General features: G+C 72.3%; 9 protein-coding genes and 1 pseudogene. 6 read left to right on the top strand and 4 right to left on the bottom strand.

What is annotated here, in order from left to right; translation table 11 throughout:
- Window positions 1–32: 32 nt before the first annotated feature.
- Both ACQ5BE_RS14595 and ACQ5BE_RS14590 read right to left on the bottom strand, forming a co-directional pair.
- Window positions 33–680 (bottom strand): hypothetical protein, encoded by a 648-nt coding sequence (locus tag ACQ5BE_RS14595; RefSeq protein ID WP_430297720.1) that lies wholly within the window; start codon window positions 678–680, stop codon window positions 33–35.
- Window positions 681–720: 40 nt separating this feature from the next.
- Window positions 721–1038 carry a hypothetical protein gene (locus tag ACQ5BE_RS14590; protein ID WP_430297718.1) on the bottom strand — a complete coding sequence of 106 codons (318 nt, stop codon included), beginning with the start codon at window positions 1036–1038 and terminating at the stop codon, window positions 721–723.
- 491 nt (window positions 1039–1529) lie between these two features.
- On the opposite strand from ACQ5BE_RS14590, the gene ACQ5BE_RS14585 reads away from it, so the two are divergent.
- The 5 genes from ACQ5BE_RS14585 to ACQ5BE_RS14565 all read left to right on the top strand — a co-directional run bounded on the left by ACQ5BE_RS14585 (window position 1530) and on the right by ACQ5BE_RS14565 (window position 8143).
- Entirely contained in the window at window positions 1530–3575 is a 2046-nt protein-coding gene (locus ACQ5BE_RS14585) for an acetate--CoA ligase family protein (protein WP_430297717.1), read from the top strand.
- Window positions 3572–5242, top strand: a complete 1671-nt coding sequence (locus ACQ5BE_RS14580) for a (2,3-dihydroxybenzoyl)adenylate synthase (RefSeq protein ID WP_430297715.1) — start codon at window positions 3572–3574, stop codon at window positions 5240–5242. The genes ACQ5BE_RS14585 and ACQ5BE_RS14580 overlap by 4 nt, the downstream gene beginning before the upstream one ends.
- A gap of 135 nt (window positions 5243–5377) precedes the next feature.
- Window positions 5378–6475 (top strand): cupin domain-containing protein, encoded by a 1098-nt coding sequence (locus ACQ5BE_RS14575; RefSeq protein WP_430297860.1) that lies wholly within the window; start codon window positions 5378–5380, stop codon window positions 6473–6475.
- Window positions 6472–7374 (top strand): fumarylacetoacetate hydrolase family protein, encoded by a 903-nt coding sequence (locus ACQ5BE_RS14570; protein ID WP_430297713.1) that lies wholly within the window; start codon window positions 6472–6474, stop codon window positions 7372–7374. Before ACQ5BE_RS14575 ends, ACQ5BE_RS14570 begins: the two co-directional genes overlap by 4 nt.
- 1 nt (window position 7375) lies before the next feature.
- Window positions 7376–8143, top strand: a complete 768-nt coding sequence (locus tag ACQ5BE_RS14565) for a maleylpyruvate isomerase family mycothiol-dependent enzyme (RefSeq protein WP_430297712.1) — start codon at window positions 7376–7378, stop codon at window positions 8141–8143.
- A gap of 131 nt (window positions 8144–8274) precedes the next feature.
- Here the strand turns inward: ACQ5BE_RS14565 and ACQ5BE_RS14560 are convergent, their stop codons facing one another.
- Complete coding sequence (locus ACQ5BE_RS14560) at window positions 8275–10845, bottom strand: hypothetical protein (protein ID WP_430297710.1); 2571 nt, start codon at window positions 10843–10845, stop codon at window positions 8275–8277.
- Window positions 10846–11025: 180 nt separating this feature from the next.
- Between ACQ5BE_RS14560 and ACQ5BE_RS14555 the strand changes: the two genes are divergently transcribed.
- The gene (locus ACQ5BE_RS14555) at window positions 11026–11727 is read left to right on the top strand and encodes a VOC family protein (RefSeq protein ID WP_430297709.1); all 702 of its coding nucleotides are present in this window, start codon (window positions 11026–11028) and stop codon (window positions 11725–11727) included.
- 39 nt (window positions 11728–11766) lie between these two features.
- Here the strand turns inward: ACQ5BE_RS14555 and ACQ5BE_RS14550 are convergent.
- Window positions 11767–11891: pseudogene (locus ACQ5BE_RS14550) on the bottom strand (sugar phosphate isomerase/epimerase); the annotation flags it as partial.

The following is an 11891-nucleotide window of genomic DNA, read 5'->3' as shown; positions in this document are numbered from 1 at the left end:
CATTTTGCCTCGCGTGCGTGAACTTCACATTATCAACTGTTTCGGGCTCTCAGACCGGTCGATTCGACTGCGTTCAGTGCGAACTGTTCTCGGAGGAGGGACACGTCCAAGCGGAGGTGGGCGTCAACGGCTTCCAGCACCGGATAACCCTCCACGTTCATGACCTTCTCGAGGGTGGCGAGGGCGCCTTGGAGCCTAGTAGGGCGGACACCCATCGCTGCGGCAACGCTTTGCAGGGGCAGCCTCGCGCCCGGCGCCGCGGCGAGGGTTCCGATGAATGCGGCGACCTCCGCGGGGCTCAACGGGATGCGGCCCGCCACGGTCCATTGGGCGGCGAATGTGGCGGAGGCTTCCAACGCCTTGACGAGGTTCTCGTCCCGAGGTGCGTGGGCGTCGTCGTCCGGTTGCGGCTCTCTGGTCGGCGCGGCCTCCTCCTCGGAGTCCGTCTGGGCGACAAGCCCGGGAAAGGCGGCCGACAGGACGCCGAGCAGCTGCTCAGCTTGGGTGCGGTCGAGCTGGAGGGACTGGCTGCTCTTGGGTTTCGACTGGCGGCTGTCCGAGCCGAAGGTGGACAGGTGCAGGAGCGTCTCGCCGTCGGGCGTGTCCAGCGTCTGCCAGAAGCAGTCGACGAGGGTCGGGTGGGAGACCACCCGCTGCGATCCGGGCGCGATAGAGCGCACGCGAGCCATACTCAGGGCTCCCTTCTCTTGGCAGGCGGGCTCACATCCGGTCGATCCAGGTGTCTTCTTCGCGGGTATCCCACGCGCAGCCGGTCGACGGGCCGGTGTAGTTCCGATGCTCCTCGATGCGGCGAAGGATCCGTGGCGTCTCGTGGGCGTAGACCTCGCGGATGGTGGCCACGGGACGGACGGTGCACGACTCGATGATGGCCTTGCGCTCGTCCATTGAGGAAATGCCAGCCGAGGCGAAGGCCTCGCGGAGCTTCTGGACCTGTTCGTCGGTGATCTTAGGTTCGACGCGAACTTCATCTCGCGCCGACGAGGGCTCGTCGAAAAGCCCGAACTGGTCCATGGGCATGGAGACCATTTTCGCACCCTTGCTCTGACGGCATGGCGTGGAGGTCAATAGGAGCGACCCGTCTGGTTCTTTCGCAGGGCAGGAAGGAGGCGGCTGCTGCTCACCACAGTGCCCGTTGATGCGTTTGGTGTGGTCTGCCTCGCCAGTTGAAGCGGCCATCGTCAGCACCTCGCAGAAGCCCTGGCCGCCGTTGTCTGCGCCCCAGATTTGAACGGGGGCACCAGTGCGCCGACACGTCTTCGGTTTGGGGGCGACATTCGGGTCGCCAACGACTGCCGGGGACTAACTCAAGCCGATTGAACGTCGAGGGGCGGTATCGAACCCTATGAACATTGGCACCCTCGAAGGCTCCCAGGGCCCGTTGCCAAACACGCCGTCGAAACGGCACCACGCCGGGGGTGGAACTTCTCACGAGTACCGCGATGACGGAATGGATGGAGTCGAACTCCCGACCGGTGGCGCGACGGTAGCTGTTCGAACCCCGGGGCATCGTGCTCGTCGGCGCGTCCTCGACCCCTGGCAAGCTCGGCGCCGCGATGGCCGAGTCCCTCGCCGCGTTCGGCGGCCCCGTGCTCCACGTCAACAGCCGCGCCGCCGGCACCCCCGGCGTCTTCGCCAGCATCGCCGAGGCCGTCGCGGCCAGCCCCGAACCGGTCGACCTCGCCGTGCTGTGCGTCCCCGCGGCGGCCACCGCCGACGCCCTCCGCGAGGCCGCGGCGCACGGCGTCTCCGCGGCGCTCGTCTGCGCCGGCGGGTTCGCCGAGGCCGGGGGAGCGGGCCTCGAGCACGAGGCGGCCGTCCGGGCCGTCGCTGCCGAGACCGGCATCCGCGTGCTCGGCCCCAACACCTCCGGCTTCTTCGTGCCCCGCAGGGACCTGCGCGCGAGCTTCGTCCCCGGCGTGGCGGGCCTGCGCGCCGGGTCGGTGGGCGTCGTCGCCGCGAGCGGAGGAGTGAACCACGTGCTCGCCTTCCACCTCGAGCGGGCCGGCGTGGGCGTGAGCCTCGGGGTCGGCATCGGCGCCGGGCTCGGCGTCACCGCCCCGGACGTCCTGGAGTACCTCGCCGAGGACGAGGCGACCGCCGCCGTCGCGCTCCACCTCGAGACCGTTGCCGACGGGCCCCGCCTGCTCGACGCCGTCCGCCGGCTCTCCGCGCGCAAGCCGGTCGTCGCCCTCGTGGTCGGCCGCAACGACGTCTCCGAGTTCGCCCAGTCCCACACCGGCGCCCTCGCGACGTCCTGGCGCACCACCCGCGCGGTCCTGCGGCAGGCGGGGGCCGTCGTCGTCGACGACGAGACCGAACTCGTCGACGCGGTGACCGCCCTCTCCGGGCGACGCCCGGCACCCCGGGAGGCGGCCGCCGTCGGCCTAGTCACCGCGCAGGCCGGACCGGGCCTCATCATCGCCGACCACCTCCACGGCGCCGGAGTGCCCCTGCCGCGCCTCGGCGACGCGTCACAGCGGGCCATCGCGGAGGTCCTGCCGCCCCTGACCTTCCAGGCCAACCCCGTGGACACCGGCCGGCCCGGGCCCGGGTACGACCGGGTGCTGCGCGCCGTCGCGGACGACCCAGCCGTGGACCTGCTCGGCATCTACGCGATCACCGAGCCCGTCCTGGACCTCGCCGCGGCCGTCCGGGACGCGGGCCTGGACGGCGTGCCGGCCGTCATCGGCGTCGACGGGCCCAAGGCCGACGTACGGCGCGCCCGCGAGGCCGCCGCAGGCCTCGGCGTCCCGGTGCTCGCGGGCCCCTCCGCGCTCGCCCGGGGCCTCGCGGCCCTCGCCGCCGACGCCCGCACCCAGCACCTGCGCCAGGGGGAGGACGACGGCGCCGCCCCGCGCCGGCCCTCCGACGGCGCCGGCCCGCTGTCCGGGCCCTGGGACGAGGACCGCGCCAAGGGCCTCCTGGACGCGCTCGGCATCCGCACCCCCGAGCGCCGCCGGGCCGCCACCCGCGCCGAGGCACACGCCGCGTTCGCCGAGCTCACCCGCTCCGGAGGTGCTGTCGCCGTGAAGCTGCTCGACGCGGGCGTGCTCCACAAGACCGAGATCGGCGGCGTGCACCTCGGCATCGACTCCGCCGCCCGCCTCGACGCGGCCCTCGACGCCCTCGAAGCCATCGGAGCGTCCGCGTTCCTGCTCGAGCGCATGGCCGACCCCGGGGTCGACCTCGTGCTCGGGGCCCGGCGGGACCCGGTCTTCGGGCCCGTCGTGGTGCTCGGCCTGGGCGGGCTCGCCACCGAGGTCTACGCCGACGTCGCGGTCCGCTCCCTCCCGGTCTCGCGCCGCTCCGCCCTCGCGATGCCGGACGAGCTCGCCGCCCGCGAGCTCCTGCACGGCTTCCGCGGCAGCCCCGAGCTCGACGCCGGCGCGCTGGCCGACGCCGTGCGTGCACTCGGCGGGGCGCTCCTGGCCAACCCCCGCATCGCAGAAGCAGAGATCAACCCCCTGCGGGTCACCCCGAAGGGGCTCGTGGCCCTCGACGCCGTGGTCATCGAGGCCGCCGACACCCCGCTCACCGTCGAGGAGGACGCATGACGCACCCCACCCGCGAGGGAACCGTTCCCTGGCCCGCCGAGCTCGCCGCCGAGTTCCGGGCCAAGGGCTATTGGGAGGACCGTGCGCTCGGCGCCTACGTCCACGACACCGCCGACCGGCTGCCGGAGAAGACCGCCCTGGTCGACGGCGACGTGCGGATGACGTACCGGGAGCTCGCCGACCGCATGGACGCCGGGGCGGAGCGCCTCCTCGCGCTCGGGCTCCGCCCCGACGACCGCGTCCTGGTCCAGCTCCCCAACGGCTGGCAGTTCGCGGTCTTCACGCTCGCGTGCTTCCGTGCCGGGATCATCCCGGTCATGGCGCTGCCCGCGCACCGCCGCTACGAGCTGGCGTTCCTCGCCGACCTCGCCGAGGTCCGGGCCCTCGTGGTGCCGGACCTCATCAAGGAGTTCGACCACCGCGAGCTCGCCGCCGAGGTCGCCGAGGCCGTGCCCAGCGTGGAATGGACGCTCGTCAGCGGGGAGGCTGGGCCGGCGGGGACGCCGCTGGAGCCGCTGCTGGCCCCGGGCCACGGTCCCGCCGGCGCGCGTGCGCGCCTCGACGCCGCCGCCCCGGACCCGGCCAGCCCCGCGTGCTTCCTGCTCTCCGGCGGGACCACCGGGCTGCCGAAGCTCATCACGCGCACGCACAATGACTACGCGTACAACGTCCGGGTCTGCTCGGAGGCCGCGGGCCTGACGGAGGAGACGGTCTACCTCGGCACCCTCCCGGCCAGCCACAACTTCCCGCTCGCCTGCCCCGGCATCCTCGGGGCGTTCTTCGCCGGGGGCACCGCCGTCATGCTCCCCTCGCCCTCGCCCGCGCGCGTGTTCGCCACCGTCGAGGCCGAGCGGGTCACGATGGCGGCGGCGGTCCCGGCCGTGGCGCAGCGGTGGATCGAGTACCAGCAGGAGGCCGGCGGCACGCAGCTGGCGAGCCTGGCGGTGCTGCAGGTGGGCGGGTCGCGGATGCCGGACGAGCTCGCGCGGAAGGTCAGGCCGGTCCTCGGCGCCCAGCTGCAGCAGGTCTTCGGCATGGCGGAGGGCCTGATCAACATGACCCGCCTCGACGACCCCGACGACGTCGTGTGCACCACCCAGGGCCGGCCGGTCAGCGAGGCGGACGAGGTCCGGATCGTCGACGAGCTCGGCAACGACCTGCCCGACGGCGAGGCCGGGGCCATCCTCACCCGCGGGCCCTACACCCCGCGCGGCTACTACCGGGCGCCGGAGGCCAACGAGCGCGCCTTCGCCGACGGCGGCTGGTACGCGAGCGGCGACGTCGTCGAACGCCGCCCCGACGGGAACCTCGTGGTCCAGGGCCGCGACAAGGACATGATCAACCGCGGCGGGGAGAAGATCTCCGCGGAGGAGATCGAGAGCCTCGTCTACCGGCTCGAGGAGGTCACGATGGTCGCTGCCGTCGCGATGCCGGACCCGGTCCTGGGCGAGCGGCTCTGCCTCTACGTGACCCTCCGCCCGGGCGCCGAGCTGACCCTCGAGCGGGTCCAGGAGGCCCTGCGGAGCTACGGCATCGCCGCGTTCAAGCTCCCGGAGCGGCTTGTGGTCGTCGAGGAGCTCCCGACCACCAAGGTCGGCAAGATCAACAAGAAGGAGCTCCGGGCGGACATCGCCGCGCGGCAGGCCGCCCTGGCCGAGTCGCGCTGAACGGCACCCGAAATGACGGAGAATCGGAAGAACCATGGCAAGGAGGCCACGATGAGCATCGATGGGGACACCACCCGTACGCAGGACAGCGTCGCGTCGCACAGCGCCGCGACGCACAGCACAGCGAAGAACGTGATGGTCGCCGCCGAGCCGACGCCCGAGGAGGCCGCCGAGCTCGAGGCGATGTACGCCACGATGGCGCAGGAGAACATGATCCCTCTGTGGACGCAGCTGGACGAGCTGATGCCCATGGTGCCCTCGCCGAAGGCCGTGCCCCACGTGTGGCGGTGGAACACCCTGCTGCCGCTGGCAGAGCGCGCCGGCGAGCTCGTGCCCGTGGGCCGCGGCGGGGAGCGCCGGGCCATCGCCCTCGCCAACCCGGGTCTGGGCGGCCTGCCGTACGCGACCCCGACCCTCTGGGCCGCCATCCAGTACCTCGGCGGGCACGAGGTGGCCCCGGAGCACCGGCACTCGCAGAACGCGTTCCGGTTCGTCGTCGAGGGCGAGGGCGTGTGGACCGTGGTGAACGGGGACCCGGTGCGGATGTCCCGGGGCGACTTCCTGCTCACCCCGGGTTGGAACTTCCACGGCCACCACAACGAGCGGGACGAGCCGATGGCGTGGATCGACGGGCTCGACATCCCGTTCGTGCACGGCATGGACGCCGGGTTCTTCGAGTTCGGCACCGAGCGGGTCACGGACGAGGCCACCCCGGAGATCTCCCGCTCGGAGCGGCTGTGGTGCCACCCGGGCCTGCGCCCGCTGTCCCAGCTCGAGAACACGGTGTCCTCCCCGATCGGGGCGTACCGGTGGGAGCACACCGACCGGGCCCTGACCGAGCAGCTCGCGCTCGAGGACGAGGGCCACCCGGCCACCGTCGGGCAGGGCCACGCCGCTGTCCGGTTCGTCAACCCGACCACCGGCGGGGACGTCATGCCGACCATCCGCGCCGAGTTCCACCGCCTGCGCCCGGGCGTCGCCACGCGCACGACCCGCGAGGTCGGCTCGAGCGTCTACCAGGTCTTCGAGGGCGAGGGCGCGTTCGTCCTCGACGGCGAGCGGACCGCCGTGTCCAAGGGTGACATGATCGTGGTGCCGTCGTGGGCCGCGTGGTCCATCGAGGCAGAGACCCAGTTCGACCTGTTCGCGTTCGGCGATGCGCCGATCTTCGAGCGCCTGCACTTCAACCGCACCTTCATCGAAGGCCAGACTCCCAAGGAGAAGAATCAGTGAAGCTCGCTACCCTCCGCACCCCCGGCCTCGGCACAGGGCGCACCGTCGCCGTCCGCCAGGACGAGGACGCCTACGTCGAGGTGACCGGGTACGCCGACCTGGGCACGCTGCTGGCCGTGCCCGGCTGGCGGGAGATCGCGGCGAAGGCCGACGGCGCGCGCCACCCGAGCGAGGGCGCGGACCTCGCGCCGGTGGTCCCCACGCCGTCGAAGGTGCTGTGCGTGGGCCTGAACTACGCCTCGCACATCACGGAGATGGGCCGGGACCTTCCGGAGTACCCGACACTGTTCGCGAAGTTCGCCGAGACGCTCACCGGCCCGTACGACGACATCGAGCTGCCCGCCGCCGACCACGCGATCGACTGGGAGGCCGAGCTCGTCGTCGTGATCGGCAGGCAGGCCCGGCGCGTGCCCGAGTCCGAGGCGGGGCAGTACATCGCCGGGTACACGGCGGCGAACGACATCTCGATGCGCTCGTACCAGTTCCGCACGAAGGAGTGGCTGCAGGGGAAGATGTGGGAGCGCTCCACCCCGGTGGGGCCGGTCATGGTGACCCCGGAGGAGCTGGACCGGAACGCGGCGATCACCACCGACGTGGACGGGAACCGGATGCAGACCGGCTCGATCGGGGACCTCGTGTTCACCCCCGAGCACCTCGTCTCCTACATCTCCGAGATCATCACCCTCAACCCGGGCGACCTCATCCTCACCGGCACCACCGGCGGCGTCGGCCGCGCCCGCACCCCGGAGGTGTACCTGACCGACGGGCAGACCGTGACGGTCTCGGTCGAGGGCATCGGGCAGCTGCGCAACGTGGCCCGCGCCCAGGCGGACATCCCCGCGGTGCTGCCGGCCGGCGTCGTGCTTCCCGAGAACGCGGCCGCGGAACCGGGCGCCTGAGGTGGTCGCCCGCCACGACCTCGTCCAGGACGCGGAGGTCCGCGCCGGGCTGCTCACGGCCCGGCGCGGCACGGCGTTCTTCGCCCGGAAGCTCGGGGAGCTCTCGTATGCGGAGATGGACGGGCCCTCGCTGCTGCCGGGGTGGTCGCGCCGGCACGTCATAGCCCACGTGGGCTACAACGCCCGGGCCATCGCCCGGCTCGTCGAGTGGGCCGCGACCGGCGTCGAGACGCCCATGTACTCCTCGCCGCAGGCGCGCAACGAGGAGATCGAGTTCGGTGCGACGCTGCCGCCGATCGCGCTGGTGAACCTGTTCGACCACTCGGCGATCCACCTCTCGGTCGAGTGGCGCGACCTGCCCGATGCGAAGTGGGGCGAGGAGGTCCGCACCGCCCAGGGCAGGCTCGTCCCCGTGTCCGAGACCGTGTGGATGCGCATCCGCGAGGTGTGGCTGCACGCCGTCGACCTCGACAACGGCGCCCGCTTCGCGGACATCCCGGCCGACGTGCTGCGCCGCCTCCTCGGGGACATCTGGGGAGCCTGGGAGAAGCGCGGCGAGACGGCAGGCCTGGCCCTGCGGGTCGTGGACGGGGACGACGACGGGCTCACCCTCGGCGACCCCGGGCCCGGGGCGACGGTCATCGAGGGCCGGCTGCCCGCCGTCGTGCGCTGGGCCGCCGGCCGCGGCGCCGAGCCGGGGCAGGACCTCACCGCCGCGCGCGACGGCGAACAGCTCGCCGAGGTGCCCGCCCCGCCCCGCTGGATCTGACCGGAGCTGGCCGCCACCTCCCGCCGGAATTGTCGGGTTCCCGCGGGTGCGCGGGCGTTGCACCCGCGGGAACCCGACAATTCCGGCGGCCCGGACCGCTTCGCGCGGCCCGGGCCCTTCCCGTCTGCCGGTTACCATCCGGACGTTGTCGCGGCCGTCACCGCCGGGTCAGCGGTGGGTGTCGGAGCGGCGGCAGCAGCGGCCGTGGCAGGGCTGGCGGTCGGTGCCGTCGCTGTCGGAGTCGGAGTGGCAGCGGGAGTCGGACCGGCCGGGGCAGCGGTTGCCTCTGTGGTCACCGGGGCAGCAGCCGCAGTCGGTGCCGCTGCCGTGGTGGCCGGGGCAGCGGTCGACGGAGCGGGCGCCGCGGCGGACGCGTCCTGCTGGCGCGTGACGGTCACGGTGCCGTCCGTGGCGACGAGGATGCTCCCATGCTCGAAGTCCTGCACGGTCGAGCCGTTCGCCCCGGCGTACGGGTCGCTCGTCGCGTAGCCGAGTGCGCCGTCCTGCGCGCCTGCCCCGGTCCACGCCTTGAGGATGGCGCCGGTGAGCGGGTGGACGCCCGTGGCCGGGGATTCGACCAGGATCCCGTTCTGGAAGGCTTGGGACGACCCGCCGCCGGTGAGGTTCGTGACCGCGTTCGCCGTGGGGTAGCCCAGGGTGGCCAGTGCGCCCGAGGTCAGCTTCGCCGCGAAGTCCGTCGCGACGACGCGGCCGCCCGTGGCCGGCGACCAGAAGATCGACCCGCCCTGGTACGTCTGGTACCAGCCGCCGCTGGCGGCGAACTCGTCCGTGGTCGGGTAGCCCAGGGGGCCGCCCTCGTAGCCGGTGCCCGCCCAGACGCTGCGGATGGCGCCAGTGGAGACGTGCGCCCCGGTAGCCGGGGTCCAGATGATGGCGCCGTTCGTGAACATCTGGTACGCGCCATCGGCGGTCTTCACCTCGGGCCCGACCGGTGCGCCCATGCCGCGGTTGGCGTGGAGGGAGTCGGCGATCGCCCCGGTGACCGTGAAGGCGCCGTTCTGCGGGGTCCAGCCGATGAAGCCGCCCTGGTAGTCCTGCACCGTGCGGCTGGAGACGGGCTGCTCGTTGGAGGTCGGGTAGCCCAGCGGGCCGTTCTCGTAGCCGGTGGCCGCCCAGGCGTTGCGGACGGCGCCGTTGGAGATGCGCGCCCCGGTCGCGGGGGACCAGACGATGGCCCCGCCCTGGTACATCTGGTAGGTCCCGCCGTCCTTGAGGCCGCGGATCTCGTCCGTGGTCGGGTAGCCGAGGTAGCCGTTCTCCCCTCCGGCGCCGAGCCAGACGTTCCGCACGGCCCCATTCGAGACGTGCGCACCCGTGGCCGGGGACCAGATGATCGCGCCGCCCTGGTACATCTGGTAGGTCCCGCCGTCCTTGAGGCCGCGGATCTCGTCGGTGGTCGGGTAGCCGAGGTAGCCGTTCTCGTACCCGGTTCCCGCCCAAGCGCTGCGGACCGCTCCGTTGGAGATGTGCGCGCCCGTGGCCGGGGACCAGATGATCGCCCCGTTCTGGTACATCTGGTAGGTCCCGCCGTCCTTGAGGCCGCGGATCTCGTCGGTGGTCGGGTAGCCGAGGTAGCCGTTCTCGTACCCGGTTGAGGCCCAGGCGTTGCGGATCGCGCCGTTGGAGATGCGCGCGCCCGTGGCCGGGGACCAGATGATCGCGCCGTTCTGGTACATCTGGTAGGTCCCGCCGTCTTTCAGGCCGCCGATCTCGTCCGTGGTCGGGTAGCCGAGGTACCCGCCCTCGGCTCCGGTGCTCCGCCACGCGCTGAGGATCCCGCCGCCGATCGTGTGCGGACCGGTGCCCGGGGACCAGTAGATGGCCCCGCCGTTGAAGAACTGGTACGAGCCGCCCTCGGCCAGCCCTCCCGTCTCGTTCGAGGTCGGGTTCCCCAGTGGGCCGAAGGTGCCGCCGGTGGAACCGTACTTGTTCGTGATCGCCCCGAACGGGTCGGAGATGTACGGGGTGAAGACGTCGTCGACGGCACCCATGATGATCCGGTCCCCGGGGCGGTTGGTCTGGAGCAGGCGGGTCACGGTAGACAGGCTCGTGGACACGCACCCGGCCGAGGGGACGCGGCCAGCGTGGAAGAAGATCGCGAACGAGGCGCCCTGGACGGTCGGCATGTCCGGGTAGCGGTTGTAGTTGATGACCGCTGCCTGCTCGTAGTAGCCCAGGTTCATGTAGTACCAGAGGTTCTCGTCGGACTCCCCACCCGCGCCCTCGAAGTACTGGTTGTAAGTGGCCCCGCGCTCACCGCCCCAGCGGGAGTTGGGGTTGAGCGTGTGGTAGGCCAGCGCCGTGCCGGGGTTCGAGCGGCCGAGGGCTTCGGTCATGCTGAACGACCCGCTCGGCGACCGGTAGGAGTCTTCCCACGTGCTGCCGGCCGCGAAGCCATTCAGACCGATGTATCCCCAGTCCTGCCACTCTTGCACGTAGCCGCTGCCCGAGCGGACGCACCCGGTGATCGTGACGACGTCCGAGCTTCTGTCAGTTGACGTGGCAAAGGTGACGCGGTTGGCGCCGTAGGCCGAGAACTTCACCTGCCCGAGGCTGAGCCAGCCGCAGGGGTTGTAGACCTGCGGGGAGGCCTGGGCCCCAGAGGCGAGTCCGACCATGGTGGCGGCGACGAGCGCCGCGGTTGCGAGCAGGGTATTGGCCGCCCTCAGGGCAGGCTTCATGGCTTCTCCAGCAGGTGGTCGAGGCGGATATCCCGTGGGCACCGCGCTCCCCACTGGGGGAAGCCTATTACGCGGAGGGCGAGGTATCCGTGCTTGGCCCGCGGGGCCTACTCGGTACTACGCGAGCAGGATCGCCAGTAGGCTCTCCGACGAACAGCCCCACCGACGGAAGGCGCCCGCGTGATCCACGAGCTCAACCACCTCGGCGTCCTCGTGCGCGACATCCGCGCTTCCCTGGACTTCTACGCCGCGCTCGACGCCCGCGTCGTCTTCCACGAGACAGTCGTCGGCACGCCCGTCCAGATCGCCTACGTCCAGCTTGCCGGCGGCCTGGTCGAGTTCATCCACGACCCCGAGGCGCTCACGCCGCTCCCGTTCGGCCCGGACCACCTCGCATTCCTCAGCGACGACCTCGACGCCGACTACGCCCGCCTCCTCGCCGCCGGCTGCCTCGACGCCACCCCGCCCAAGCCCGCCGGCACCGGCTTCGGCCGCCTTGCCTTCGTCCTCATGCCCGACGGCGCCCGCATCGAGCACCTCCAGCGGGACCTCGACCTCCGCATCCCCGAGGCGCCCGGCGCCCTCGCGGAGTCCCTCGACCACGTCGCCTACGCCGCCAGCGGTCCCGACGCCGCCGCACGTCTCTTCGCCGATACCGTAGGCATGCAGCCCGCGGGGGAGGGCCGCTTCCGCTTGGGCCACGACGTCCTCCAGCTCACGACGCCGGCCGCCACCGGCCCGCGGTTCCCGCGCCTCGCGCTGCGGGTCGCCGACCTCGACGCCGCCGTCGCGACCCTTGCCGAGCGGGGGTTGGCCCCAGAGCGGACGCACGACGGCGCGCGGGTCACCGACCCCGACGGCCTCGCCATCGTGCTTCGGTAGAGTCCAGACGTGCCCGCCTTCCGCGCGCCGCGGCTGACGTCAGGTCTGGTTGCTGAAGGCGGCGTCGAAGGAGGCGGTGGAGGGGGCGAAGTCGAACTTCTTCAGGGCCGTCAGGGCCTCGGGGGCGCCGGTGAGGCGGTCCATGCCGGCGTCCTCCCATTCGA

It is taken from the genome of Sinomonas sp. B1-1, assembly GCF_050474465.1.
GTDB classification, from domain to species: Bacteria; Actinomycetota; Actinomycetes; order Actinomycetales; family Micrococcaceae; genus Sinomonas; species Sinomonas flava.
The sequence above is the reverse complement of the archived record's forward strand: the minus strand, read 5'-3'. Positions and strand labels throughout refer to the sequence as shown.

What these genes read in the sequence shown, in the direction of transcription:
- ACQ5BE_RS14590 (WP_430297718.1), bottom strand. Translation starts at nt 1,038, where the DNA reads ATGCCCATGGACCAGTTCGGGCTTTTCGACGAGCCCTCGTCGGCGCGA.
- ACQ5BE_RS14580 (WP_430297715.1), top strand. Translation starts at nt 3,572, where the DNA reads ATGACGCACCCCACCCGCGAGGGAACCGTTCCCTGGCCCGCCGAGCTC.
- ACQ5BE_RS14575 (WP_430297860.1), top strand. Translation starts at nt 5,378, where the DNA reads ATGGTCGCCGCCGAGCCGACGCCCGAGGAGGCCGCCGAGCTCGAGGCG.
- ACQ5BE_RS14560 (WP_430297710.1), bottom strand. Translation starts at nt 10,845, where the DNA reads ATGAAGCCTGCCCTGAGGGCGGCCAATACCCTGCTCGCAACCGCGGCG.